Origin of the sequence: Leucobacter sp. USHLN154, from assembly GCF_037145595.1 — a bacterium.
GTDB lineage: Bacteria > Actinomycetota > Actinomycetes > Actinomycetales > Microbacteriaceae > Leucobacter > Leucobacter alluvii.
The window spans coordinates 150,535-175,830 of record NZ_JBBCXF010000004.1 but is presented as its reverse complement, the minus strand read 5'-3'; the positions used below and the strand labels follow the sequence as shown (position 1 = coordinate 175,830).

At 66.1% G+C, this 25,296-nt stretch carries 29 protein-coding genes; 11 read left to right on the top strand and 18 right to left on the bottom strand.

All coding sequences use genetic code 11. The features are described 5' to 3' along the window. The first annotated feature begins 77 nt into the window (after nucleotides 1-77). From WFH23_RS08820 to WFH23_RS08805, 4 genes are all read left to right on the top strand, one after another. The gene (locus tag WFH23_RS08820) at nucleotides 78-485 is read left to right on the top strand and encodes a phage holin family protein (protein ID WP_200330749.1); all 408 of its coding nucleotides are present in this window, start codon (nucleotides 78-80) and stop codon (nucleotides 483-485) included. A gap of 91 nt (nucleotides 486-576) precedes the next feature. Continuing rightward, nucleotides 577-1,962 (top strand): adenylosuccinate lyase, encoded by a 1,386-nt coding sequence (purB, locus tag WFH23_RS08815; RefSeq protein WP_336662246.1) that lies wholly within the window; start codon nucleotides 577-579, stop codon nucleotides 1,960-1,962. A gap of 103 nt (nucleotides 1,963-2,065) precedes the next feature. Continuing rightward, a complete protein-coding gene (locus tag WFH23_RS08810; RefSeq protein ID WP_090145822.1) occupies nucleotides 2,066-2,932 on the top strand; it encodes an LssY C-terminal domain-containing protein in 867 nt (288 codons plus the stop codon). After that, nucleotides 2,929-3,471, top strand: coding sequence for a hypothetical protein (locus WFH23_RS08805; protein WP_336662245.1), 543 nt, complete (start codon nucleotides 2,929-2,931; stop codon nucleotides 3,469-3,471). The genes WFH23_RS08810 and WFH23_RS08805 overlap by 4 nt, the downstream gene beginning before the upstream one ends. A 9-nt stretch (nucleotides 3,472-3,480) precedes the next feature. On the opposite strand, the gene WFH23_RS08800 is transcribed toward WFH23_RS08805, so the two are convergent. The 10 genes from WFH23_RS08800 to WFH23_RS08755 form a co-directional block, all read right to left on the bottom strand. Beyond that, nucleotides 3,481-3,771 carry a hypothetical protein gene (locus tag WFH23_RS08800; RefSeq protein WP_090145817.1) on the bottom strand — a complete coding sequence of 97 codons (291 nt, stop codon included), beginning with the start codon at nucleotides 3,769-3,771 and terminating at the stop codon, nucleotides 3,481-3,483. 27 nt (nucleotides 3,772-3,798) lie between these two features. Next, nucleotides 3,799-4,380, bottom strand: coding sequence for a hypothetical protein (locus WFH23_RS08795; protein WP_090145814.1), 582 nt, complete (start codon nucleotides 4,378-4,380; stop codon nucleotides 3,799-3,801). 130 nt (nucleotides 4,381-4,510) lie between these two features. Continuing rightward, entirely contained in the window at nucleotides 4,511-5,884 is a 1,374-nt protein-coding gene (dnaB, locus tag WFH23_RS08790; RefSeq protein WP_336662244.1) for a replicative DNA helicase, read from the bottom strand. A 531-nt stretch (nucleotides 5,885-6,415) separates the two neighbouring features. Then, nucleotides 6,416-6,865, bottom strand: coding sequence for a 50S ribosomal protein L9 (gene rplI / locus WFH23_RS08785; protein WP_090145809.1), 450 nt, complete (start codon nucleotides 6,863-6,865; stop codon nucleotides 6,416-6,418). Between the two features lie 12 nt (nucleotides 6,866-6,877). Continuing rightward, a complete protein-coding gene (gene rpsR, locus WFH23_RS08780) occupies nucleotides 6,878-7,138 on the bottom strand; it encodes a 30S ribosomal protein S18 (protein ID WP_010155628.1) in 261 nt (86 codons plus the stop codon). 48 nt (nucleotides 7,139-7,186) lie between these two features. Further along, nucleotides 7,187-7,732: a single-stranded DNA-binding protein gene (ssb, locus tag WFH23_RS08775; protein ID WP_336662243.1), complete on the bottom strand. Its 546-nt coding sequence runs from the start codon at nucleotides 7,730-7,732 to the stop codon at nucleotides 7,187-7,189. A 3-nt stretch (nucleotides 7,733-7,735) separates the two neighbouring features. Beyond that, on the bottom strand, nucleotides 7,736-8,098 hold the full coding sequence (gene rpsF, locus WFH23_RS08770) for a 30S ribosomal protein S6 (RefSeq protein WP_090145806.1): 363 nt from the start codon (nucleotides 8,096-8,098) through the stop codon (nucleotides 7,736-7,738). A 137-nt stretch (nucleotides 8,099-8,235) separates the two neighbouring features. After that, on the bottom strand, nucleotides 8,236-8,883 hold the full coding sequence (locus WFH23_RS08765) for a hypothetical protein (protein ID WP_336662242.1): 648 nt from the start codon (nucleotides 8,881-8,883) through the stop codon (nucleotides 8,236-8,238). A gap of 15 nt (nucleotides 8,884-8,898) precedes the next feature. Next, entirely contained in the window at nucleotides 8,899-9,723 is an 825-nt protein-coding gene (locus WFH23_RS08760) for a PIG-L deacetylase family protein (RefSeq protein ID WP_336662241.1), read from the bottom strand. Nucleotides 9,724-9,738: 15 nt separating this feature from the next. After that, entirely contained in the window at nucleotides 9,739-11,190 is a 1,452-nt protein-coding gene (locus WFH23_RS08755) for a CCA tRNA nucleotidyltransferase (RefSeq protein WP_336662239.1), read from the bottom strand. Between the two features lie 53 nt (nucleotides 11,191-11,243). Between WFH23_RS08755 and WFH23_RS08750 the strand changes: the two genes are divergently transcribed. From WFH23_RS08750 to trxA, 3 genes are all read left to right on the top strand, one after another. Continuing rightward, nucleotides 11,244-13,502, top strand: coding sequence for a DUF6049 family protein (locus WFH23_RS08750; RefSeq protein ID WP_336662238.1), 2,259 nt, complete (start codon nucleotides 11,244-11,246; stop codon nucleotides 13,500-13,502). 98 nt (nucleotides 13,503-13,600) lie between these two features. Then, on the top strand, nucleotides 13,601-14,554 hold the full coding sequence (gene trxB, locus WFH23_RS08745) for a thioredoxin-disulfide reductase (RefSeq protein WP_200330769.1): 954 nt from the start codon (nucleotides 13,601-13,603) through the stop codon (nucleotides 14,552-14,554). Between the two features lie 28 nt (nucleotides 14,555-14,582). Beyond that, the gene (gene trxA, locus WFH23_RS08740) at nucleotides 14,583-14,906 is read left to right on the top strand and encodes a thioredoxin (RefSeq protein ID WP_336662237.1); all 324 of its coding nucleotides are present in this window, start codon (nucleotides 14,583-14,585) and stop codon (nucleotides 14,904-14,906) included. Nucleotides 14,907-15,070: 164 nt separating this feature from the next. Here the strand turns inward: trxA and WFH23_RS08735 are convergent, their stop codons facing one another. From WFH23_RS08735 to rpmH, 8 genes are read right to left on the bottom strand one after another with little or no spacing between them, the layout of a single operon-like run. Further along, nucleotides 15,071-16,081, bottom strand: a complete 1,011-nt coding sequence (locus WFH23_RS08735) for a ParB/RepB/Spo0J family partition protein (RefSeq protein ID WP_200330771.1) — start codon at nucleotides 16,079-16,081, stop codon at nucleotides 15,071-15,073. Between the two features lie 3 nt (nucleotides 16,082-16,084). Further along, entirely contained in the window at nucleotides 16,085-17,008 is a 924-nt protein-coding gene (locus WFH23_RS08730; RefSeq protein WP_234037122.1) for a ParA family protein, read from the bottom strand. Then, the gene (rsmG, locus tag WFH23_RS08725) at nucleotides 17,001-17,663 is read right to left on the bottom strand and encodes a 16S rRNA (guanine(527)-N(7))-methyltransferase RsmG (RefSeq protein ID WP_336662236.1); all 663 of its coding nucleotides are present in this window, start codon (nucleotides 17,661-17,663) and stop codon (nucleotides 17,001-17,003) included. The genes WFH23_RS08730 and rsmG overlap by 8 nt, the downstream gene beginning before the upstream one ends. Before the next feature lie 40 nt (nucleotides 17,664-17,703). Next, nucleotides 17,704-18,210, bottom strand: a complete 507-nt coding sequence (locus WFH23_RS08720; protein WP_090145792.1) for a Jag family protein — start codon at nucleotides 18,208-18,210, stop codon at nucleotides 17,704-17,706. Next, the gene (gene yidC, locus WFH23_RS08715; protein WP_090145791.1) at nucleotides 18,210-19,163 is read right to left on the bottom strand and encodes a membrane protein insertase YidC; all 954 of its coding nucleotides are present in this window, start codon (nucleotides 19,161-19,163) and stop codon (nucleotides 18,210-18,212) included. Before yidC ends, WFH23_RS08720 begins: the two co-directional genes overlap by 1 nt. Before the next feature lie 4 nt (nucleotides 19,164-19,167). After that, a complete protein-coding gene (gene yidD / locus WFH23_RS08710; protein ID WP_176698239.1) occupies nucleotides 19,168-19,476 on the bottom strand; it encodes a membrane protein insertion efficiency factor YidD in 309 nt (102 codons plus the stop codon). Then, complete coding sequence (rnpA, locus tag WFH23_RS08705; RefSeq protein ID WP_336662235.1) at nucleotides 19,473-19,835, bottom strand: ribonuclease P protein component; 363 nt, start codon at nucleotides 19,833-19,835, stop codon at nucleotides 19,473-19,475. Before rnpA ends, yidD begins: the two co-directional genes overlap by 4 nt. Before the next feature lie 25 nt (nucleotides 19,836-19,860). Next, complete coding sequence (gene rpmH / locus WFH23_RS08700) at nucleotides 19,861-19,998, bottom strand: 50S ribosomal protein L34 (protein ID WP_010155609.1); 138 nt, start codon at nucleotides 19,996-19,998, stop codon at nucleotides 19,861-19,863. Between the two features lie 410 nt (nucleotides 19,999-20,408). Here rpmH and dnaA point away from each other — a divergent pair, with 410 nt between their 5' ends. The 4 genes from dnaA (at nucleotide 20,409) to WFH23_RS08680 (ending at nucleotide 25,210) form a co-directional block, all read left to right on the top strand. Then, nucleotides 20,409-21,875 carry a chromosomal replication initiator protein DnaA gene (gene dnaA / locus WFH23_RS08695; protein WP_200330777.1) on the top strand — a complete coding sequence of 489 codons (1,467 nt, stop codon included), beginning with the start codon at nucleotides 20,409-20,411 and terminating at the stop codon, nucleotides 21,873-21,875. A gap of 399 nt (nucleotides 21,876-22,274) precedes the next feature. Next, entirely contained in the window at nucleotides 22,275-23,417 is a 1,143-nt protein-coding gene (dnaN, locus tag WFH23_RS08690; protein WP_090145786.1) for a DNA polymerase III subunit beta, read from the top strand. Nucleotides 23,418-23,424: 7 nt separating this feature from the next. After that, on the top strand, nucleotides 23,425-24,729 hold the full coding sequence (gene recF, locus WFH23_RS08685; protein WP_336662368.1) for a DNA replication/repair protein RecF: 1,305 nt from the start codon (nucleotides 23,425-23,427) through the stop codon (nucleotides 24,727-24,729). Next, nucleotides 24,695-25,210, top strand: coding sequence for a DUF721 domain-containing protein (locus tag WFH23_RS08680; RefSeq protein WP_336662234.1), 516 nt, complete (start codon nucleotides 24,695-24,697; stop codon nucleotides 25,208-25,210). Before recF ends, WFH23_RS08680 begins: the two co-directional genes overlap by 35 nt. Nucleotides 25,211-25,296 lie beyond the last annotated feature (86 nt).

The following is a 25,296-nucleotide window of genomic DNA, read 5'->3' as shown; positions in this document are numbered from 1 at the left end:
AGCATGTACTCGTTGAGCGCCCCCGGCGGTGCTCGTTCGCTCTCTCGCGATGCACGCATCGGGTGAGAGAATGAAGCATGCGCACGATCCTCCGAGTCCTCGTCAACGCCTTCGCCCTCTGGCTCACCACGCTCATCGTCGGCGGCAGCGGCGACCACGGCGTCTGGATCGTGCCGATCAACACCGAGAGCTCGGGGTACCTCCTCACGCTCGTACTGGTCGCGCTCGTCTTCGGCCTCGTCAACGCGACGCTCGGCAAGGTCGTGCGTTTCGTCTCGATCCCCCTCTACATCCTCACGCTCGGCCTGTTCGGCCTGATCGTGAACGGCGTGCTCCTCGCCGTCGTCGCCTGGCTCTCCGATCTCGCCGGGTTCGGCCTGCGACTCGACGGGTTCTGGTGGGGCGTGCTCGCTGCACTGGTGCTGTCGATCCTCTCCGGAATCCTGAACGGACTGCTCGGGACCTCCCGCAAGAAGGATCGCTGAGCCCCGCCCCCGCGGGCGGCAACGGACCGGTGCGGCGCCCGGCGTGGGAGAATGGACGACGGACCGCGATCCCGAACTCCGAGAGGCTCACATGACCCCGCTCCCCACGCAGCCCATCAGCCCCCTCGACGGACGCTACCGCGCTGCGGTCGCCGAACTCGGCAACACCCTCTCCGAGGCGGGCCTCAACAAGGCGCGCGTGCACGTGGAGGTCGAGTGGCTCGTGTACCTCACGGAGCACTCGTTGCTCGGAGGCACCCCGATCGATCCCGAGCAGGTCGTCGCACTGCGCGCCTGGGCCGCCGAGTTCGGCCAGGCCGAGATCGACGAGCTCGCCGAGACCGAGCGCGTCACGCAGCACGACGTGAAGGCCGTCGAGTACCTGGTCCGCGCCCGGCTCGAGTCGCAGGGGCTCGGCCGCCTCGCCGAGCTGACGCACGTGTGCTGCACGAGCGAGGACATCAACAACCTCTCCTATGCGCTCACCGTGAAGCAGGCGATCGCCGATGTGTGGCGGCCGCGCTTCGAGACGGTCATCGCGGAGATCGCGCGCCAGGCCGAGCTGTACCGCGAGCTCCCCATGATGAGCCGCACCCATGGTCAGCCCGCGACCCCGACGACGCTCGGCAAGGAGCTCGCGGTCTTCGTGCACCGTCTGGAGCGTCAGCTCAACCAGATCGACGATGTCGAGTACCTCGGTAAGTTCTCGGGCGCGACCGGCACCTTCGCCGCTCACCTCGCCGCGGATCCCGAGACCGACTGGGCGCAGGTATCGCAGGAGTTCGTCGAGGGGCTCGGGCTCGATTGGAACCCGCTCACGACGCAGATCGAGTCGCACGACTGGCAGGCCGAGCTGTACACGCGCATCGCCCACGCCAACCGCATTCTGCACAATCTCGCGACGGATATCTGGAGCTACATCTCCATCGGCTACTTCCGCCAGATTCCGGTCGCCGGGGCGACGGGCTCGTCGACCATGCCGCACAAGGTGAACCCGATCCGCTTCGAGAACGCCGAGGCGAACCTCGAGCTCTCCAATGCGATCCTCGATTCGCTCGCCGCGACGCTCGTGACGAGCCGCTGGCAGCGCGACCTCACCGATTCTTCGGCGCAGCGCAACATCGGCGTCGGGCTCGGCCACTCGGTGCTCGCCCTCGACAACATCGTCAAGGGGCTCGGTCAGATCGACGCGGCGCCCGAGGTGCTCGCCGCCGATCTCGACGCCAACTGGGAGGTGCTCGGAGAAGCGATTCAGACCGTGATCCGCGCAGAGGTGACCGCCGGTCGGTCGACGATCAGCGATCCGTACGCGGCGCTCAAGGAGCTCACGCGCGGCCGCCGCATCGGGCAGGCCGACCTCATCGAGTTCGTGGAAGGGCTCGAGATCGGCGATGCCGCGAAGCAGCGGTTGCTCGCGCTCACCCCGTCGACCTACATCGGCGACGCGGTGCGGCTCGTCGACTTCCTGCAGCGCTGAATCGGGGCCGCCGGGGCGCAGGATCGGCGGACGGCCCGGGAACCCACGGCCGCCCGCCGCGATCCCTCTGCACGGTCCGCCTCCCGCTGATTACGATGTGACTATGAGTTCAGAGCAGAACGTCGCACCGCCGGCGCACGGTGGAGCACCGACTCGCCGGCGCTTCTCGGTGACGACAGCGCTCGATCACTTCTTCTTCGTCTATGCGGGGGTCGCAGCGGTCTGGCTCGCCTGGCTCATCTTCACCGAGAGCTTCCACATCGGCTGGTTCGGCATCTTGTTCGGGGTGATCTTCTGGGCGACGCTGGCGTACCTCGCGCTGCCCCGCCTCCACCGCATTCTCACGACGATCTATGTGCCCGACTACTTCATCGGACGCACGAGAACGAGTGACGGCCTGCTCGGCGATCCCGTCAACCTCGCGGTTCGAGGCGGGGAGGCGGAGCTGCGCCGCGCGCTCGAACGAGCCGGCTGGATCCCCGCCGACGCCGTCACCCTCTCCTCCTCGTGGCGGATCATCACGTCGACCGTCACGCGGCGCAGCTACGACCGCGCGCCCGTGAGCCCGCTCATGCTCTTCTCGCGCGTGCAGGACTTCGCGTACCAGCAGGAGGTCGCCGGGAATCCTGCCAAGCGGCATCACGTGCGGTTCTGGCGCACCCCCGACGGTTGGCTGCTCCCGGGCGGGGCGCGCGTGGACTGGCTCGCGGCGGGGACCTTCGATCGTGCCGTCGGGCTCTCACTGTTCACGCTGCAGGTCACGCACAAGATCGACGCCGATACGGACGTGGAGCGAGATCACATCATCGCTTCCGTTCGTGCGTCGAACCCGGCGGTGGGGCTCGAGACTCTGCGCGACTTCGCCACCGGCTACCACTCGAGGAATGGGGGCGGCGACAGCATCCGCACCGATGGCGACCTGCCGATCCTCGAAGTCGGGTACCCCGAGCAGAACTCGGCGACCTCGTGATGCGCGATCCCGGCAAGCGCGCCGCCTCTGAGACGGTGAGCGCGCTCGCGAGCCCGTCCGCTCCGGCCCCGGTCTCCGCTCCCCGTCCGGCGTCGCTCACCGGCGGCGCCCTGCTGGTGCTGCTGCGCTGCGTCGGCGGCATCGTCTGGGTCGTCAGCGTCTTCGCCCAGTGGCCGTCGATCCAGCAGGACCTCGAACTCGACGGCGTCGCGCCCGCCGTTGCGCTCGGCGTGCTCGCCGCGTTCGAGGCGGTCTGGCTCGGCGCCCTCGCCCTCTTCGCGTGGCTGCTCTGGCGCGGCAGCAATCGTGCGCGAATGCTCGCGATGGGGTGGGCGGCCGTGAGCGTCACGGCTTCCGCAGTGAGCTACTTCGCCGCGGGCGCGGAGATCACCGTGCGGACGACGCTGCTGACGGTGTCGCTCGACATCCTGCTCATGCTCGCGCTCTCCAGCCGAGATGCGCGTGCCTGGACGCTCGGGCGACGCGACGCTCGCAGGGACCGGCGTCGCTCCCGACACCGCACGAGCCCCTCGGCGTGAACCGGCGGATCAGTGCCAGTTGGGCTTGTCGTCCGGTCGCTGCAGGTCTTTCCGAGCGTCGATGTCTTCCTGACTCGGCTTACCGCCCAGCCCGACGAGTGCCACCATCATGATCGAGACGATGAAGCCGATGCCCAGGAATACGGCTGCAAGGATCAGATCCCGTGTCGCCATCAGCACCACCAGTCCGGCGAACAGCCCGAGCACCACGGAGAAACCGATGAGCTCGAGCGGCTTCAGGCGGTCACGGCGCGACGGCGTCACGGGTTCCTGATTGGCGGGCTCGGGGGGCTGAGTCATGTCTGCTTTCCGGAGAATCGTGGTCGGTTATCGGTCGCCGGCGATGGCATCTCGAGACGCGCGCTCCTGGCGCGTGTCGAACGCGGAAATGCCGAGGAACACTCCGGCGAGTACGGCGTAGGCGCCGAGGAACCCGAGTACTGCGACCTGATCGTTGCGTACCAGCACGACGAGTAGGGCGAGGAGCATGCCGGTCGCGCCGAGGAAGATGGCGTCCTGCCGGCTTCCGGGGCGCACGGTGGTCCCGAGGAATTCGAGGATCGCGCTGACGACGGCCCACCCTGCGACGACCATCGCGAACGCGATGGCGGAGCCGGTGAACGCGAGGCCGACCGCGAGCGCGCACGAGGCGATGCCGAGCAGGAGCGGCAACGGATCGCCGCCGGCGGGCCGTCGTGACCACCACTCCACCAGGTGCGCGATGCCGATGGCGCCGATGGTGAGTGCGGCCATGCCACGGTCGAACGCGAGCTGCTCGTGCAGGGGCGCGGAGAAGGCGATTGCGATGCCTGAGATCAGGAGCACTGCGACTCGCACCAGCTTCACTGTGCGCGAGACGGGGGTTTCGGGAGTCGTCGATCCCGCAGTCGTCGAAACTGCAGCAGGCATGACACCCCTTTCTCGGTCACGGTCCAGTCTACCCCGGCCTCGCTGGAGAGAATCCCGGCACCGCACGGCGCCGGGTCGGTGCCGAGGCGCACGGCATCGGCCGAGACCGAGGACTCGGCCGTCAGGGGTGTCAGACCTGCGGCATGTCCTGGAAGCGGGAGTAATGGCCCTGGAACGCGACGGTGACGGTGCCGGTCGGCCCGTTGCGCTGCTTGGCGAGGATGAAGTCGGCCTCGCCCGCGCGCGGGCTGTCGCGGTCTCCGACGGCCTCGCGGTGGAGGAGGATCACCATGTCGGCGTCCTGCTCCAGCGAACCCGACTCGCGAAGGTCGCTGATGGCCGGCATCTTGTCGGCGCGCTGCTCCGAGGCACGGTTCAGCTGCGAGAGCGCGATCACGGGCACGTCGAGCTCCTTCGACAGGAGCTTGAGCGCACGCGAGAACTCGGATACCTCCTGCTGACGGCTCTCCGATTTCTTCCCGCTGGAGAGCAGCTGCAGGTAGTCGATGACGACCATTCGCAGTCCGTGCTGCTGCTTCAACCGCCGACACTTCGCGCGGATCTCGACCAGGGTCAGGTTCGGGCTGTCGTCGATGTACAGGGGCGCCTCCGCCACCCGCGCCTGGGTCGCGGCGAGCTTCTGGAAATCGCGGTTGTCGAGCGCCCCTTTGCGCAGCGTCTGCATCGGAATGCTCGCCTCCGCGGCGAGCAGTCGCATGGCGATCTCGGCCCGCCCCATCTCGAGCGAGAAGAAGACCGTCGGCGCGTTGGCGTGCACCGATGCGTTCCGGGCGACGTCCATCGCGAGCGTCGACTTTCCCATCGCCGGTCGCGCGGCGATGATGATCATCTGCCCGCCGGCGAACCCGTTGGTCATGGCGTCCAGTTCGCTGAAGCCCGTCGGCACGCCGAGCATGCCGCCGGTGGCGCTGTTCGCCTTGTTGATCTCCTCGAGCGCCGCGTCGACGGCGAGGTGCAGCGGAACGTAGTCCTCTCCCTGGCTCTCCCCCGTGACGCCGTAGATCTCCGACTGCGCCACGTTGACGAGATCGATCGCCTCGCCCTCGCCCGCATATCCCATCTGGACGATGCGGGTGCCGGCCTCCACCAGGCGCCTGAGCAGCGCCTTCTCCGCCACGATCTCGGCGTAGAAGCTCGCATTCGCGGCTGTCGGCACGATGCTCGTGAGCGTGTGCAGGTACTCCGCGCCGCCCGCGCGCTGGAGCTCGCCGCTCTTCGTCAACTCGTCGGTGACGGTGATCACATCGGTCGGCTCACCGCGCGAGTAGAGCGACAGCACCGCCTCGTAGATCACCTCGTGCTTCGGCACGTAGAGGTCGGGGCCCTTCAGCAGCCCCGTCACGTCCGCGACGGCGTCTTTGGAGAGCAGCATGCCGCCGAGCGCGCTCTGCTCTGCCAGCAGGTCGTACGGGGGCGTCCGCTCACGCCCCCGGGAATCGTCGTTGACGAACGGATCCGAAATGCCCAGGTGTGCGATTGACACGTGCAGACTTCCTCTCACAGCGATGGACTCGGTTACTGATCGATCAGACACCAGACCCCGGACATTCACGGTATGGCCCGCGCGGCTCCGATCAAAACAGCAGGATCAACAGGTGCACCGACCCTGTGGATAACTCGGTGAATAACTCACCGCGTCGCCCCACATCTTGTCCACACGCCTGGGGACAACCTGTGGAGAGCTTGTGGAGCGAAAGAGGTTTATAGCACTTGATCTGGTGTTTTAGATATCCACAGGCAGAAAGTTATTCAAGTTTCAGGTACACGTTGAGGCTTCGTGAAACGCCCGACATGTGGAGAACTTGCGGCCACGAGGCCCGGATTGATAGCGGTTCCGCGGCCCGAATACCGTCGGGCGTTCACGAGCTGTTCAACGAGCCGCCTCCCGGCGGAGGGTGGCGTATTCGCGGCCGCCGTCGCCCGTTCGACTCCGCATACGGGAGCGCACACACGAACGGCGGGACGCCGACCCGGAGAACCGGGTCGGCGTCCCGCCGTCGCGAGTGCGCGGTGCTTATCGCTGCGCGATGACCTGCAGCGTCACCTTGGCGTCGACACCCTCGTGGAGGTGCACGATCGCCTGGTACTCACCCGTGGTCTTGATCGCGGGGAGCGTGATCTTGCGCTTGTCGATCTCGCCGATGCCGGCCTCGGAGACCGCGGCCGCCACAGCGGCGGGCTTCACGGAGCCGAAGAGACGTCCACCGTTGCCGGTCTTCGTCAGGAGGCGAATCTTGCCCTCCTGCAGCTTGGCCTTGAGTGCCTGAGCGTCTTCCACCGATGCGAGTGCGCGAGCCTCGCGTGCGGCGCGGAGCTGTGCAACCTGAGCCTCGCCACCGCGAGTCCAGTGCACTGCGTAGCCCTGGGGCACGAGGTAGTTGCGAGCGAAACCGGTCTTGACGTCGACGACGTCACCGGCTGAACCGAGGCCCTGGACCTCGTTCGTGAGGATTACCTTTGACATTTGCTCTACTCCTTACCGGCCGGAACCGGCGTAGGGGAGGAGAGCCATCTCGCGGGCGTTCTTCACGGCCTTCGCGATGAGTCGCTGCTCCTGAACGGACACACCGGTGATACGACGGGCGCGGATCTTTCCGCGCTCGGAGATGAACTTGCGGAGCGTTGCGACATCCTTGTAGTCGATGACGCCGACGGTCTGCTTCTTCGCGGGTGCGAGGGTCTTGGCGTTCTTACCGCGACCCGGCTTGCGGGCTGTGCCGCTGGACTTGCCTGCCATAATTGGTCTCTTTTCGTGATGCGTTCCGGCTGAGCCGGATCAAGAAGTTTAGAAGGGTTGCTCGTCGTCGAAACCGCCGCCGAAGCCGCCGCCCGACTCGCCCTGACCCGAATTGGTCCAGGGGTTGTCCTGCTGCGGCTGCGGAGCTGCGGCTTGACCCCAGCTGCTCTGCCCTGCCGGCTGATTTCCACCGGCATTGCCGCCGCCGAAGCCGCCGACCTGACCACGTGCCTGGCCGCGCGCGACCTGAGCCGTGGCGAACCGGAGCGAGGGCCCGACCTCTTCGACCTCGAGGTCGAGAGAGGTGCGCTGCTGCCCCTGGTTGTCGGTGTAGCTGCGCTGGGTGAGACGGCCCTGCACGATGACGCGCATGCCCTTGGTGAGCGATGCCGCGATGTTATCGGCGTACTCGCCGTATGCGCGGCACCCGAGCCACAACGGTTCGCCGTCCGACCAGTCGCCCGACTGGCGGTCGCGCACGCGAGGGGTCGAGGCGATCCGGAAGGTCACCCACGACTTTCCCGCCTGGCTGACGCGCGGCTCCGGGTCGGCAACGAGGTTACCGACGACTGTGATCAGCGGCTCACCGGCCATGAGCTACGCGCCGACCTTCGCGGCTGCGCGAGCGGCCTTGGCCTGGTCGCGCTTCGTCTGAGCTGCGCGCTGGGCGATGAGCTCGTCGGAGCGCAGCACCTTGGTGCGGAGCACGGCCTCGGAGAGACCCAGCTGACGATCGAGCTCAGCGGTGGCTTCGTGCGTCGCGGTGAAGTTCACCACGACGTAGATGCCTTCGGACTGCTTCTTGATCTCGTAGGCCAGACGACGCTTGCCCCAGATATCGGTGTTCTCGATCTCGCCGCCCGCATTGCGGATGACGCCGAGGAACTTCTCGATGCTGGGGGCCACGGTGCGCTCGTCGATACCCGGATCGAGGATCACCATCAGTTCGTACGGATGCATTATTGACCCACCTCCTTCGGACTTCACGGCCACAGGATTTCTGTGACAGGAGGGTGTTGATACATCGTGCCTCCGCGCAGCACAGAGTGCACTGAACGCAGACAACTTCAGAAGCTTAGCACCTTCGGCTCTCAGCGTCACGCCGCAGTCGGCGTCCGCGCGATCCCGAAGTACTGCATCGTGTAGTCGTACCACGGGCCGACCATGACGACCGGCCTCCACCCGGTGTCGGTTCCACGTCGGCGAGCCGCGTGCGAACCGATGCAGACGTACGCCACGCGGTCGACTCGCGACTCGTAGACGTGCACGTAGAGGTCGCCGAGGTTGTGCCACTGCGGCATCCCGAGCTGCTGCAGTGCGGCGAGTCGGCCTGAACGGAACTGCTGATAGATCCACTCGTTCCCAGCATCGTTCGAGTTCCACGTGCGCTCGAACACGCGTCTCACGGGGGCGCCCGTGAGACGTCGGAGCGAGTCGGCGCTGCGATTGAACCACAGGCGGTGCCGGATCATGTAGGCACCCCCGATGCTCAGTGCGAGCACGAAGAGCAATCCGAAGGGGAGGAGGGCCAGCGTGAGCGCGCGGCTCGCGCCGACCATCGCCGAGCAGTCGGCACCGGGCGCGCACGTCACCTCTGACGCGGAAGCGGCGCGGAGGACGACGCAGACGACGATCGTCCCGAGCACGACGAAGCCGATGGACCAGGAGAGATGGAACGCCGTTCTGCTCTGCCTGACATCGGGCAGCGTCAGCATCTGCTCGACCGGGTCGAGATACCGGCTCATCACGGGCTCCGGGAGTCAGCGCGCGGCGGATGACGATCCGTGCGCCTCCGGCGCCGGCGTCAACCGCCGGAATGCTTCGACCGTGCCGATGGGCTCGCGCTGACCGCCGACGTGCACGATCTCGTCCCCGTCGACGGTGAGCTGCGTGGCGTACCCCCGCAGCGCGGCGACCTTGCGGGGGAGCCAGGGGGAGACGTCGTGCACTTCCACCGCCTCGCTCGCAGGCGCCGCCGGGTCGGTCTCGCTCGCGAACACATCGGAGACGATCGCCCAGAAGGGCACGTCGAGCGCGTGGGCGACGGCGCGCGCGAGTCGATGGGCCAGCACGTGATCGGGGTGGCCGTATCCGCCGCCGTCGTCATAGCTCACCACTGCCTGCGCATTCGACTGGTAGGCGGCGGCGAGCAGATCGTTCAGCGCCTCGACCGCAGGAGCCGACGTCAGCGCATCCGGACTCGCGTCGCGCGCGGCGGTCGCCCGGCCATCGGCACCCCACTCCATGCCGGAATCCTCGTAGATGACGGGGGGATAGCCTTCGGCGCGGGCGGGCTCGACGCCGAGAAACGCATGGCGATCCACGCCGAGCATGCCGAGCGCCGTTCTGAGTTCGTTCTGCCGCGCCACCGCCAGTCCGTGCGCTGCCACGAGTGCCTCCAGCGGACCGGCTACGACCTCGCCCTGCTCTCCGCGGGTAAGCGTCACGAGGAGCGGCTCCCGCCCCGCCTCGGCGAGCGCGGCGAGGGTTCCTCCGGTCGCGATGGTCTCGTCGTCGGGATGCGCGTGCACGAACAGCACGCGCGCTCGTCCGTCGAACCAGCTCGTCGGTGCACCCTCACTCACGTCACGGTCTCCCATTCACTCGCCACCCTGTTCTGCATACCAGGCCCTGAGGCGCGCTTCAGCCGCCTCCGGGCCGATCGGTCCCTCATCGAGACGCAACTCGAGGAGATAGCGGTACGCCCGCCCGACGACGGGCCCCGGCGGGACGTCGAGGATCGCCATGATCTCCTCTCCGTCGAGTTCCGGCCGCACCGCCGCCAGCTCCTCCGCCTCCGCGAGCTCGGCGATCCGACGCTCGATGTCGTCGTACGCGTGATCCAGCCGCTCGGCCTTGCGGCGGTTGCGCGTCGTCACATCGGCTCTGGTGAGGATGTGGAGCCGCTCGAGCTCATCTCCGGCATCGCGCACGTAGCGCCGCACCGCCGAATCCGTCCACGGCTGATCGCTGTATCCGAAGAAGCGCAGATGCAGCTCGACGAGTCTCGCCACGCGCTTCACGGTGTCGTTGTCGAATCGCAGCTCGCGCAATCGCTTCTTCACGAGCTTGGCACCGACGACATCGTGGTGGTGGAAGGTCACACCCCCGCGTTCGAAGCGGCGCGTAGCCGGTTTGCCGACATCGTGCAGCAGCGAGGCGATGCGCAGCACGAGGTCTGGCGCCGCGGCCGCGTCGTCTTCTGCATCGCTCGCGCGCCGCTCGTGCTCGAGCTCGATCGCCTGCCGCAGCACCGTGAGACTGTGCTCGTAGACGTCTTTGTGCCGCCCGTGGTCGTCCTGCGTCGCGATGAGCGCCGTGAGCTCCGGCAGGAATCGCTCTGCAAGCCCCGTCTCGACCAGCAACCGAATGCCCGGAATCGGGTCGCGCGCGGAGAGCAGTTTCACGAATTCGTCGCGGATCCGCTCGGCCGAGATGATGTCGAGGCGTTCGGCGAGCTCCTCCATCGAATCCCGTGTCTCCGACGTGACCTCGAATCCCAGTTGCGCAGAGAAGCGCGCCGCGCGCAGCATGCGCAGCGGGTCGTCGGTGAACGACTCCTCAGGGGCGCCCGGCGTGCGGATCTTCCTCGCGAGCAGATCCTCGAGCCCGCCCGAGACGTCGACGAGCCGCAGGTCGGGGAGCATCAGTGCCAGGGCGTTGATCGTGAAATCGCGGCGCACGAGATCGCCCTCGATGGTCTTGCCGAAGCGCACCTCGGGCTTCCGAGAGTCATCGCGGTAGGTCTCGGCGCGGTAGGTGGTGATCTCGACGGTCTCACCGTGCACGCGCGCAGCGATCGTCCCGAAATCGCGACCGACGTCCCAGACGTTCGTCGAAACGGCGTCGAGCACCGCGCGCGTCTCATCGGGATGCGCCGACGTGGTGAAATCGAGGTCTGTCACGGCGCGGCCGAGCAGCGCGTCTCGCACCGGACCCCCCACGAGGGCGAATTCGTGGCCCCGATCGGCGAACGCCGTGGCGAGAACCGCGACCGGCGCTGAGTCGGCGATGGCGCGCAGAGCGTCCATGGATGCAGCGAGGGAGGGCATCCCTCTAGGGTACCCGGGTCGTCGTGGGGGATCCGGTCCCTAGACTTGACGCCATGCTCTCCGTACTCCGCCTGCACGTGCGCGTGTTCGGGCCGCGGACGCTCGCCGTCGCCGCGCTGGTCGGTGCGCTGCTCGGGACGTCCGGCACCGCGACCGCAGCGATGACGGCGAGCGGTCCCGGTTCGCAGCGCCCTGCAGTCGAGCACGTGTCGGGCACCCGCGCCGACGCGACCTCGGACGAAGGCGCCGACCGCGCTGCAGGGGTCGACCTCGTCGTCTCGCCGCGAGAGCCGGTGATCGCAGCCGGCGACGACGAGGTGCAGTTCGGGCTGCTGATCCGGAATTCGACCACCGCCGAACTCCCGGCCGGTACCGTCACGCTCGTCCTCGACGCTGATCGCCTGACCGACCTCGGAGACCTCGACGAGCCGATGCCCGCTTCGGCGAACCGCTTCGCAGAGGCGCCAGTGGAGGCGACCGCGCCCGGTTCCGAGCAGACCGCGACAGTCACGGTCTCCCGCAGCGACCTGCCGATCGGCACCGCGGCAGAGGCAGGGGCGTACCGCGTGGGGGCGACGTTGCAGTTCGCCGAAGACTCCGACCAGGGCTTCGCGGCGTTCGGCGCAGAGCCGGGCGAGGACGACTCGGCGGTCAGTCCCACCGTGTCGACCGCGACGCCGGTGATCTGGAGGGGAGCCGGGACGGACACCGTGCCGATGAGCGTCATCGTGCCGTTCGTGCTGCCCTCCGACATTCGCACGCTGCCCACGCGCGGTCAGCTCGAGGAGCTCGCGCCCGTCTGGGACCGGCTGCTGACGGCGGCGCGCGCCCACGACGCGACGCTCGCAATCGACCCCCGACTCATCGCAGGCATTCGCGCGTACGGCGACGAGGCGCCGCGGAATGCTCAGTTGCTCCTCAGCCGCCTCGAGACGACTCCGCTCCCGTCGTTCCTCCTCCAGTTCGCCGACGCCGACCCCTCGGTGCAGGCGGCGCTCGGCTTCACGACGCTGCTGGAGCCCACGAACCTCGATTTCGTGAGCCGATTCGGCAGCTTCTCGGAGACCCCCGATGCGACGGGTCCGGGCGCCGAGGAGAACGGTACCGCTGGAGGTGACGAAGGCGCCGACGCGCCCGACACCGACGGGGAAGCCGGATCAGCAGAACTGCCCCTTCCCACGCTCAGCGAGCTGCTCGACTGGCCGCAGCAGGAGACCGCTCACGTTTGGCCGGCCGAGGGCCGCGCCGATCCCGCCCTGCTCCCGCTGCTCGACCAGGAGGGAGTCGACTCCCTCGTGCTGAGCTCGGACGGAGCGGATCTCGACGGCGGGCCTCGCGCTCGCCTCGGGAGCGACAGCGTCACGGTCACGGATGCTGCACTCGACCGGGCGGCGCGCACGGCGCTGCACGCCGAGACCGAGACGGAGCGATCCGGGGGAGTGGCCCGCCTGGCGGCCGAGCTCATCGTCGACGCCCAGGGCGGATCGGACGGGGTCGTACTGGCTCTCGATCGCGGAGCGACCGGTGACGCCTCCGACCCCGCCGCGCTGCTCGAACAACTCGAGGCGTTCGCGTGGACGACTCCGACGGCGATCGCCGACCAGCGCACGGGGACGGTCGAACTCCGCCCATCCGGGCCCTCTCAAGACCGACTCGAACTCCTGCGCTCGGCTTCGAATCGAGAGGGATCGGTGAACGAACTCGGTGCGGTGCTCACCCACCCCGAGTACCTCAGCGGGTACCAGCGCACGCGATTGCTGCAGCTCTTCTCGACGCCCTACGCCGCCGATGCCGACGGCTTCGCCCAGGTCGCCGCCGACTTCCGCAAACGCGACGCCGAATTGCTCAGCGGAGTGCAGGCGATCAGCACCGAGCACATCCAGCTCGTCGGCAGCTCTTCGCGGGTGCCGGTGCAGCTGCGGAACGCGCTTCCCTTCGATGCGGTGGTGACGGTCGACGTCGACCCCGCGTCCGCCGCGCTCTCGGTCCCGGAGCGCCGCTTCCGCGAGGTGGTCGTGCCCGCGGAGACCAGCGAACGTGTGCTCGTGCCGGTGCGCAGTCGTGTCTCCTCCGGCGAATCAGGCCTCGTCGTCAGCGTCTCGGCGGCCGACGGCAGCCCGACGGTGTTCACGGGTACGCTGCCGATCACGATCCGCAGCAGTATCGAGACGATCATCTTCTGGGCGCTGGGCGGGCTCGCGGTCATGCTGCTCGTCTTCGGCATCGTGCGCAGCGTGCGTCGCCGCCGGAACCGGAACGCACCGGCAACCGGCCCGGACGGAGGCGGCGACGACATCGTCCCCGCGATGTAGGCGCCCTCAGGAGCCCAGGAATACTGCGCGCCTAGGATGGGTTGTATCACCCGAGCGGTCATCGCCGCGACTCAATCCCCAGGTGTGCAAGGAGCGTCATGCACCAGATCATCATCATCGGATCCGGCCCCGCCGGTTTCACTGCGGCAATCTACGCTGCGCGCGCCGGTCTCAAGCCTGTGCTATTCGCGAGCGCCGTGGGCATCGGCGGTGAACTGATGAACACGACGGAAGTCGAGAACTTCCCCGGTTTCCCCGAGGGCGTGCAGGGCCCCGACCTCATGCAGAAGATGCAAGAGCAGGCTGAGCGCTTCGGAACCGAGGTCATCTACGACGACATCACCGAGGTGGACTTCTCCGGCGAGATGAAGCGAGTGACCGCGGGAGACGGATCGGTCCACGAGGCCCACACGGTGATCTACGCCACAGGTTCGGCGTACCGCAAGCTCGGAATCGCCGACGAGGACCGACTGTCCGGGCACGGCGTCTCCTGGTGCGCGACCTGCGACGGCTTCTTCTTCCGCGAGAAGACGATCGCGGTGGTCGGCGGCGGCGACTCGGCGATGGAGGAGGCGACCTTCCTCACCCGCTTCGCGGACAAGGTCTTCGTCATTCACCGCCGCGAGGAGCTCAAGGCGTCCAAGATCATGCAGCAGCGCGCGTTCGACAATCCGAAGATCGAGTTCGTCTGGAATTCCGAGGTCGCCGCGATCCAAGGCGAATCCGAACTCACCGGCATCACGCTGCGCGACACGGTCGACGGCTCGGAGCGCGACCTCGCCCTCGACGGCCTGTTCATCGCAATCGGCAACGACCCGCGCACGCACCTCGTGCACGGCAAGCTCGACCTGACCGCTGACGGGACCATCGCCGTGGAAGGGCGCAGTTCTCGCACCTCTTCGCCTGGCGTGTTCGCGGCTGGAGACGTCATCGACCCGTCATACCGGCAGGCGATCACTGCAGCAGCCTCGGGCACCGTGGCCGCACTCGACGCCGAGCACTACCTCGCGGCTCGCGAGCAAGCCGAGCAGATCGCACTCGCGACTGTCTAACCGCAAGAAATCGTCAGAAGGAGTCACCATGTCACAAGCAATCACCGTCGACGAGCAGAGCTTCGAGCAGGCCGTTCTCCAGAGCAACGTCCCCGTGCTCGTCGATTTCTGGGCAGAATGGTGCGGCCCGTGCCGCGCGGTCGCGCCCGTGCTCGATCAGATCGCCGCTGAGAACGAGGGCAAGATCATCATCGCGAAGCTGAACGTCGATGAGAACCCGAACCTGGCTGCGCAGTACCGCATCACGTCCATCCCGGCCATGAAGGTCTTCAAGGGCGGCGCCGAGGTTCGCGAAATCATCGGCGCGATGCCGAAGCCGATGATCGAGAAGCACCTCGACGGCATCATCTAAGCCGCGCAACCGGAGGTTCGCCTCCGTCACGCAGCACAGCGGCCGGCGATCGTCACTCGATCGCCGGCCGCTGTGCTGTCTGCAGGCGACACGCCTCACATCGCCGGCGCTGCGCCCGGCGACGTCGAGCAGACGCGCTCAGGCCACTCCACGCAGGTGCGAGGTCAGGCGCCGAAGCCGGGGTCTCCGAGATCGGAGAGGATGCGCTTGAGGTCTGCGATCGTGGCGAAGTCGATGACGATCTGCCCCTTCTTCGCCCCGAGCTTGACGGCGACACGCGTGTCGAAGCGGTCGCCGAGTCGCTCGGCGATCTCGCCGAGCTGCGCCTGCACGCCTCCGGCTCGCGGTTTCGGTTTGTTCCGCTTCGGCAGCTCCGAGGCGGCAGCCTCAGCGGCACGCACCGACAGGCCCTCGTTCACCACCTTGTCGGCGAGGCGCTGCATAGCATCGACATCGCCGTCGAGCGAGAGGATCGCACGAGCGTGACCCGCCGTGAGCACCCCGGCGGCTACTCGTGCCTGCACGGGCTCGGGGAGGCGCAGGAGACGAATCGTATTCGACACCTGCGGTCGTGATCGGCCGATGCGCTCCGCGAGCTGCTCCTGCGTGATCCCGAAATCGGCGAGCAGTTGCTGATACGCGGACGCTTCCTCCAGCGGATTGAGCTGGGCCCGGTGCAGGTTCTCGAGCAGCGCGTCGCGCAGCATGTGCTCATCGGCGGTACTCCGCACGATCGCGGGAATCGTCTCCAGCCCCGCGCGCTTCGACGCTCGCAAGCGACGCTCGCCCATGATCAACTCGTAGCGGGCGCCATCGGCCGGTTCGGGCTCGATCGCGCGCACCACGATGGGCTGGAACACGCCGAACTCCCGCACGCTGTGCGTCAATTCGTCGAGCGCCTGCTCGTCGAACTCGGTGCGCGGCTGCGCGCGGTTCGGAACGACGTCAGCGACATCGAGACGGGTCAGGCGAGCTCCCGGCACTTCCTGCAGCGGCGCCGTTTCCGCGGCAGGCGTTCCGCCCTCCTCCGTGGTGACGTTCGCATCGGCACCGGCTGCGCTCAGCCCGGCGCTCGACGGGAAGAAGACGTCGACGGGACGCTCTTCGCCCGACGACGACTGCGGAATGAGCGCGCCGATTCCGCGACCGAGACCGCCTCGTTTCTTGGTCGCCATGCGTTACGCCTTTCCTTCATGCTGTGTACCGGCTGTCGCCGGGAGACTGCCACGTTCGCCGCGCTCGGCGATCTCAGCCGCGGCCTCCAGATATGCGAGCGCTCCGATCGAAGCTCCGTCATAGGCGTGCACCGTTTGCCCGTAGCTGGGAGCCTCAGAGATGCGCACGGATCGCGGGACGATCGCGCTGAGCACCTGTTCGGGGAAGTGCGCACGCACTTCCCCGGCCACTTCCTGTGCGAGGTTCGTTCGGGCGTCGTACATCGTCAACAGGATCGTGGAGATGCGCAGGCCCGGATTCAAGTGCTTCTGGATGAGCTGGATGTTCCCGAGCAGCTGGCTCAAGCCCTCCAGCGCGTAGTACTCCGTCTGGATCGGGATGAGCACCTCGTCGGCTGCGACAAAGGCGTTGACCGTCAGAAGCCCGAGCGACGGCGGGCAATCGATGAAGACGTAGTGATACTTGCGCTCTGATTCCGCGAGGAAGGTCTGCAGCGCCGTGCGCAGCCGCTGCTCTCGCGCGACCAGCGACACGAGTTCGATCTCTGCGCCGGCGAGGTTGATGGTGGAGGGAACGCACCATAGATTCTCGTGATCTGAGGTCGGCTGCAGCGCGTCGGGGATCGTGTCATCGCCGAGGAGCACGTCGTAGATGCTCGTGATCTCGGGGCGATGGGGGACGCCGAGTGCCGTCGAAGCGTTTCCCTGCGGGTCCATATCGATGACCAGCACCGTCGCGCCGCGGCGGGCCAGGGCCGCGGCAAGATTAACGGTGGTCGTCGTCTTTCCGACGCCGCCCTTCTGGTTCGAGACCGTGATGATGCGCGTCTCAGCGGGGAGTGGCGACACCGTCTCCGCGAGTTTGCGCCGTCGCCGAATCTTGTCGACGAGATGGTCGCCGACCAGCGACTTCTCCGCTTCAGCCATGTCTCACGATTTTAGCCCGAAAGACGCGAGTCGTCTCCGCAAGCAGCTCCTGCGCGAACAAGTCCGCACCGAGCTCGACCACAGCCACGTCACGCACCCGGAACTTGCGAAGCGCCTTCGCCGCGGCTTCGATCTCTGCATTGACAGCAGCGCCCTTCAGGAACAGCATCTCGCCCCCGTCGCGGAGCAACGGGGCCGTCAGTGGGACGAGCTTGCGGAGCGCGGTCACAGCTCGAGCCGTGATCTGGTCGACCTCCCACGCATCGTGGAACTCCTCGGCGCGCCCTCGGCGCACTTCGGCGTTCTCCAATCCGAGTACCTCGATCTGCTCCTGCAGCCACGCGCATCGTCGCTCCATCGGCTCCACGAACAGGAAGTGCGCGTCCGGGCGCACGATCGCGAGAACCAGGCCGGGCATTCCGCCGCCGGTACCGATGTCGGCGACCTGAGCACCACTGCCGATGAGTGGGGCGAGCAGTGCGCTGTTGAGCACATGGCGTGTCCAGAGACGCGGCGCCTCAAGGGGACCGATGAGCCCGAGCTGCTCGCCGCGCGTGCCGAGGTCCGCGGTGAACGCGCGCAGCATCTCGATGCGGTCGCCGGCGAGCAGCGGTGCGGCGGCGGGTTCCTGCTCGATCACCTGCTCAGCGGGCATGGCGGTCCTTCCGGAGTTTCACGTGAAACAGGGGGTGAGTTCATCCCCGGCTGATGATGAGACGGCGATCACGGCCTTCACCGCGGGACTCCGAGAAGTAACCGCGATCCGCGACGTCGTCGTGCACCAGTTTGCGTTCGTAGGACGACATGGGCTCGAGCTCGACCTGCTCACGGCCCGCGGCGATCTGCGCCACCGCCGAATCGACCATGCGCTTGAGTTCGGTGGCTCGCGCGTCCCGCGATCCCCCCACATCGACGATCAGGCGCGAGAAGCGCCCCGTCTTCGCCTGCACGGCGAGACGAGTGAGATCTTGCAGCGCCTGCACGGTATCGACCCCCGCGAGACGGTCGAGATCGACGTCCCCTCCGGTCACCGAGACGTATGCCCGGCCGTTCGCGACGTCGATATCGATGTCGCCGTCGAGATCCGCGATATCGAGAAGCCCCTCGATGTAGTCGGCAGCGAGGTCGCCGTCGGCCTCGAGTTCTTCGAGGCTGAGTTCAGCAGTCGAGGTGTCAGGTGCGGTGCGATCGTCGGTCGTCATCACTTGCCCTTCTTCTTCGAACGCTTGGCGCTGACCGGCTGCTGGCGCTGACCGGCCTTCGGGGGAGCGATCTCCTCGCCGCGAGCCTGCGCGCGCTTCTCGTCGTCGGTCAGCTTGCCCTTCGCCTTGAGGCGCTCCTGCCGCGCGCGCCACGCATCACTGCCCGGGGTCGGCATGTTGCGGATCACGATGAACTGCTGGGCCATGGTCCAGAGGTTGGAGGTGAACCAGTACACGTTCAGCGCGAGCGGGAATGCAACGCCTGAGAAGAGGAACGCGAAGGGGATGATGTACAGCAGGATGCGCTGCTGACGGTACATCGGCGAGTTCTTCGTCTCATCGGAGACGTTCTTCGACATGATCTGCAGCTGCGTGAAGAACTGCGACCCGATCATCAGGATGACGTTGATGCCCAGGAGCACCACGACCGTCCAGTTGCCGGACTCCCAGCCCTGCGTGAAGGTCATCTTCAGCGGAGCACCGAAGAGCTCAGCGGCATTGAAGTTCTTCGTCAGCTCCGCCGTCATGAAGCCGATGCCGGTGGTGTTATCGGACGCGTGCCGGAGTACGTAGAAGAGCGAGAAGAAGACCGGCATCTGGATGAGGATCGGCAGGCACGAGGAGAACGGGTTGGTCCCGTGCTTCTTGTAGAGCGCCATCGTCTCCCGGCTCATCGCCTCTCGGGAGTACTGATCCTTCTTGCCCTTGTACTTGTCCTGGATCTTCTTCATCTCGGGCGCGAGATCCATCATGCGGCGCTGCGACTTGATCTGCCGCACCGTCACGGGGATCAGCGCCGAGCGGACCACGACCACGAGGCCGATGATCGAGAGCACCCACGTGAGGCCCGACTCGGGGTCCATGCCGATCCACGTGAAGGCCTGATGCCAGACCGCGAGCACGAGCTCGACGAGCCAGCGGAGCGGCCACAGGATTGTTTCGAAGAAGTCCACCGGGTTAAGCCTTTCGCTCGATGGGGCGGACGAAGCCGCGGGTGTTGGTCACGAAGTGGGAGTGCGCACGCGGCGGGACGTCATCGATGCCGCCGGCAGTGAAGGGATTGCAGCGCAGCAACCGCCACGCAGTGAGAACGGTTCCGACAATGAATCCGCGGATTTGATACGCCTCAACAGCGTATCTGGAACACGATGGATAATACCTGCACACTTCGCCATAGAGCGGTGAGACGACTCGGCGGTAGGCGTGCATGCAAGCGAGAGCGGCATTACGGGGTGCCAACCAGATTTCGGCTGCGACCCGGATCATGAGCGCGTCTCCGTCGACGCATGCCGGCGCTCCACCCGATCGAGCGCACGGTTGATCTCCCGCTCGAGCTCCGCGAACGGAGCATCCGCCGCGGCGGGGAGCGCACGAAAGACCACGTCGACACCCGTTGCCCCGTTCCGCAGGCGTTGCTCCACGATCGTCTTCATACGCCGACGCACCAGGTTCCTGGTCACCGCATTGCCCACAGCCTTGGAGATGATGAACCCGAATCGAGCGGCGTCCTCCGGTGAACGCAAAACCGCGTGGGTGATGCAGAGTGCACCACCCACGCGGCGTCCGGCACGTACGGTCTGCCGGTAGTCCTCTCCCCGGGTGACTCGATTGCGCCGTGCAGGCATGATCGATCCCGGGGGAGTACGACGATTACGCGGTGAGCTTCGAGCGGCCCTTGCCGCGACGAGCTGCGACGATGGCGCGGCCCGCACGGGTGCGCATCCGGGCGCGGAAGCCGTGCACCTTGGCGCGGCGGCGGTTGTTGGGCTGGAAGGTACGCTTGCTCATAGTGAAAACTCCGTGACTTATGGAATAGATCCCCGCGCCTCTCGGGCGGCGAGGAAGTCGGATGTCGGCCACTCGTGTGCGTGCGGTTCCTCATGTGCTCGACACGTTCCGAGCGCACGGTAGCGCACTCGTCTCACACGAGCCACCCATACAAGGTCTTCACTCTACGCCTTCCGCACCATTCCGTCAAAGTTGGGGAGGCAGGATGGCTGCCGGGCACGTGGATCGTGATCGAGAAATGGCGCGTTCCCACATCGACTTGCCTGTGGACAAATCTGTGACTAACGTGGGCGCAAGCGTTTCCACACGGCTGCACTCCGCTGATTTCCCGCGAGATTGTGCCCGTCCCTCTGTGGATAAGCCTGGGTATAACAGGCATTCTTCATGATGAACAGCGAGCCGGGAGCGACGTGACTGAGGACGAACTGCAAGAAGTCTGGGATCGCGTCACCCAGGCGGTGATGAGTGATCCTGCCGTCGGCCCCGCCGTCGGCGCACAGCTCGCACTCGCATTGCCGCGAGGCATCGCAGCCGGAACGCTCTATCTCGCCGTGCAACTCGATTTCACGCTCAAGCTGCTCGAGAACCGACTCCGTCCCGCGATCATGGCGGCGATCTCCCGCATTCCGGAGGCGCGGGAGATCGACAACTTCATCGTCATCGTCGACGAAGACGCCCACCCTGACATCGACCCCGAGCCCGCTGCCGAGACGCCGTCCTCATCCGAGCACGTGCGCGATTTCGACGGCGGCGGATTCGGCGGCTCACGGTTCGACTCGCCCCGTCACGACACCCAGCGCCCCGTTGCAGAACCACGGCGTCGACACGGAGTCGACGATGCCCTCGACAGCCGGCTCAACGAGAAGTATCGATTCGACAGCTTCGTGATCGGGCAGTCCAACCGTTTCGCACATGCCGCTGCCGTCGCGGTCGCCGAAGCGCCGGCCCGCGCCTACAATCCATTGTTCATCTACGGCGATTCGGGTCTGGGCAAGACCCACCTGCTTCACGCCATCGGGCACTACGCACGCGAGCTCTTCCCGGACGTACGGGTTCGCTATGTCAGTTCCGAGGATTTCACGAACGATTTCATCAACTCCATCGCGAACAATCAAGGAGCGGCGTTTCACGCGCGCTATCGAAGCGTCGACATCCTTCTCGTCGACGACATTCAATTCCTTGAAGACAAAGTGGAAACCCAGGAAGCCTTCTTCCACACGTTCAACACGCTGCACGACCACAACAAGCAAGTGGTCATCACGAGCGATGTGCAGCCGAAGCAGCTTCGTGGGTTCGAAGAGCGCATGCTCTCGCGATTCGAGTGGGGCCTGCTCACCGACATCCAGGTGCCCGATCTCGAGACGCGTATCGCGATCCTGCGCAAGAAGGCGGAGCGGGAGAATCTCGAGGTCGACTACAGCATCCTCGAATTCATCGCGAGCAAGTTCTCGTCGAACATCCGCGAACTCGAAGGCACCCTGATTCGGGTGACTGCATACGCGAGCCTGAATCAGCAGCGGATCGACATGCAGCTCGTGCACACGGTGCTCAAGGACCTCATCACGCTGGACGCCGATAACGAGGTGCAGCCCTCCGACATCATCAGCAAGACGGCCGAGTACTTCGACCTCTCGGTCGACGACCTGTACGGTCCGACGCGCGCGCAGCAGATCGCGACGTCGCGTCAGATCGCGATGTATCTCTGCCGCGAACTCACACCGCTCTCCCTTCCGAAGATCGGTCAGTTGTTCGGCGGCCGCGACCACACCACCGTCATGTACGCGCACAAGAAGATCTCCCAGCTGATCGCCGAACGGCGATCCATCTACAACCAGGTCACCGAACTGACCACGCGCATCAAACAGGGCAGTCGATAGAGAAGTTATCCACAGGCCACTCGCCGAGTGTGGATAGTTGGGGAGAACTCGCCCGCGCCTGTGCATGGATCCGGGAAGCCTGTGAGGGAGCCTCCTGTCGCCGGGTTCCGCATGATTCCGCGGATCGCAATCCATCCACCACGATTGCACAAGTCACAGACGTGTAGTTCCGTTACAAGAATTGATGTGCCGGGACTTATCCACAGAATCCACAGACGTTAACACTGTTAACACTTCTCATTCTTTTCAACGGGCACTCGATCACACACACGGTGATCGGCGAAGCGACCCATGAACGATGACACGAACCTCGACCGGATGCTGAGGCTCGACGAGTGTGCAAAGATTGTCAGGCCGAGGAGAACGACGCGACCCAGAACGCGTGCGAAGGGAAGCCCGATGCGATTTACCGTCAATCGTGACGTATTCAGCGACGCTGTATCGTTCGCAGTGAAGTTGCTCCCTCCCCGCCCGACGCAGCCCCTCCTCAGCGGGGCGCTCATCGAAGCCGATGGCGATCAGCTCACGGTCTCGTCGTTCGATTACGAAGTCTCCGCGAGGACCTCGATCACAGCGGTCGTCGCAGAAGCGGGGCGCGCGCTGGTATCGGGTCGATTGCTCGGCGAGATCGCCCAGCGCCTGCCGCACTCCGACGTTGAAGTGTCTCTGCTCGAGAGCCGCGTCGAGGTTCGCTGCGGTTCTGCGTCGTTCAGCCTTCCGGCGATGCCGGTCGAGGAGTACCCGCAGGTGCCGAGGGTTGATTCCGTCTCCGGGTCGATGCCGGCGGATGTCTTCTCGGAAGCCGTCTCGCAGGTGTCGCTCGCGGCATCGAAGGATGATGTGACACCGGTGATCACGGGCGTGCAGTTCGAGATCGATTCGAATTCGGTGACCCTCACCGCGACCGATCGGTACCGCGTCGCGACGCGAAGCATCGATTGGGAGCACCGTGACTCCGGCGATGCACTGACTGCGCTGGTCCCGTCGAAGATCGTTACCGAGGTCGGAAAGACCTTCTCGGGTGTCGGGGAGGTCCAGGTGAGCATCGTCAAGGATGCCGACCGGGAACTCATCGCCTTCACCGGGGGCACGAAGACGGTGACATCGCTGCTGATCAAGGGCAACTACCCGCCGGTTGGTCGTTTGTTCCCCGAGAGCATCGAGAATTACGCCGTGATCAGCACTTCGGAGCTCATTGAGGCCGTGGGCCGCGTCGGGTTGGTGCTCGAGCGGGAGGCGGCCCTTCGCTTCTCGTTCGCCGAGGGCACCGTCACGCTGGAAGCCGCTGGGACCGAGTCGGCGCAGGCCGTCGAGACGGTTGATGCGCACCTCGTCGGCGACGAGATGGTGGTCTCGCTGAAGCCCCAGTTCCTGCTTGACGGCTTGCGTTCCACGCATTCCGAGTTCGCTCGAATCGGGTTTACTCGGACGGACAACCCTGGAAAGCCCGGTCCCGTCCTCATCACGAGTCAGCGCAGCAAGGACGACGCGGACGAGAAGAGTTTCCGCTACCTGCTGCAGCCGAACCTGCTCCTTCGGTAGGCCTGAGATGCGGGTGACGCATCTCTCGCTCGGCGACTTCCGCAACTACGCGTCTGCGGAGCTTCCACTCGCCGCTGGTCCGAATCTGCTCGTCGGCCGGAATGGTCAAGGAAAGACCAACCTCGTCGAAGCCATCGCCTACTTCGCGACGCTCCGCTCGCATCGAGTGACCGGCGATCAGGCGCTCATCCGCGCGGGCAGCGATTCAGCGGTTGCTCGAATGGGAGTGCGCTCGGGGGAGCGCGAGGTGCGCCTGGAGTTGCAGCTCAATCAGGGCCGCGCAAACCGGGCACAGGTGAACGGCAACTCGGTGCGCCCGAGGGAGATCACTCGGTGGTTCTCCGCGGTCGCTTTCGCACCAGAAGACCTCATTATCGTTCGTGGAGAGCCCTCAGGACGTCGGCGGTTTCTCGACGATGCGCTGCTCGCCCGCCATCCGGTCGCCTCAGCGGCCCTGGCAGACTACGAAAAGGTCGTCCGGCAGCGCACTTCACTATTGAAATCCACCCGAAGCCGGGGGTCAACTGTCCCTTCAACGCTCTCGATATGGAACGATCAGCTCGTTGAGTACGGCGTGCAGATCATGATTGCTCGGCGAGAGCTGTTGCGTGACCTCGCTGGTCCGCTTCGTGATCACTATCACGCGCTCGTCGGTTCCGACCACGTTCCTCGGTTGGGTATGGCGGAGAGCGTCGCCGCTTCGCTCACCGAACGGGGCGTTTCACGTGAAACACCGAACGCGAGCGAGCTCCCCGACGTTTCACGTGAAACGCTCGCGCAGGAGTTCCACGAGGCGCTCAGCATGGTGCAAGCTCGCGAGATCGATCGCGGTGTGACGCTCGTCGGCCCGCATCGGGACGATCTCGTGCTCTCGCTCAACGGTCTTCCGGTAAAGGGCTACGCGAGCCATGGCGAATCCTGGTCGTTCGCACTGTCGCTGAAGCTGGGCCTCGCCGAGCTGTTGAGGGCTGAGTCGTCGGCCGGTGATCCTGTGATTATTCTCGATGACGTGTTCGCGGAGTTGGATGCGGGGCGGCGAGCCCGACTGATGTCTGCCGTGGGGGACTATGAACAGGTGATTGTCACCGCAGCGGTGGAATCGGATGTGCCCGATGACGTTTCTTGGCAGAGGATGCGTATCAGCGCAGGCACCGTGGCACCGATGGAGTGCACTGACGACTCCGCAGTAGACGCCAGCGGGGCGGAAGGCGCCACGCCCCCGGTGGTGCGGACGACCCCCGATTCTGAGACATCAGTGTCGCGGGCGGAGGCTCGCGATGACGGACCGATCGAGGGGGACGACGGTGGGTGAGTCGGGCGTCGAGTTCACGTCAGACGCCTATCTTCGTGCGAAATCCGTGTGGCGCGGCGTTCCGCAGCGTCGTCGTTCCCGCCGAAACGGTTCGGAAGCCCCTGGTGGGAGTCCCTTCGGGTTCGGTCGCGATCCGAAAGCTCTCTCAGATGTGCTCGTCAATGTCGCGAGCGACATGGGATGGAGCGTCGAACTCGAGCAGGCTCGGTTGATCGGGGAATGGCCGGAGTTCGCCGGCGATGCAACCGCCGAGCACACGACGGTCGTGGGCATCAGCCACGGCGTCCTTCAGGTCCAGTGCGATTCGACGACCTGGGCGACCGAGCTCAGGCGGTTGCGGGGCGAATTGCTCACGCGGCTCTTGCGAGACTATCCCGATTCGGAGATTCGGGATCTCCGATTCCTCGCGCCGGGTGCCCCGAGCTGGCGGCACGGCATGAGGTCCGTTCCAGGCCGGGGGCCGAGAGACACGTACGGCTGATAGCGGACGACCTGAGGTGCGTTCGGCGGGACGATCTGCTCAGCAATGACGATTCTCGGGGAGGCGACAGGACGGAGGGGGGACGA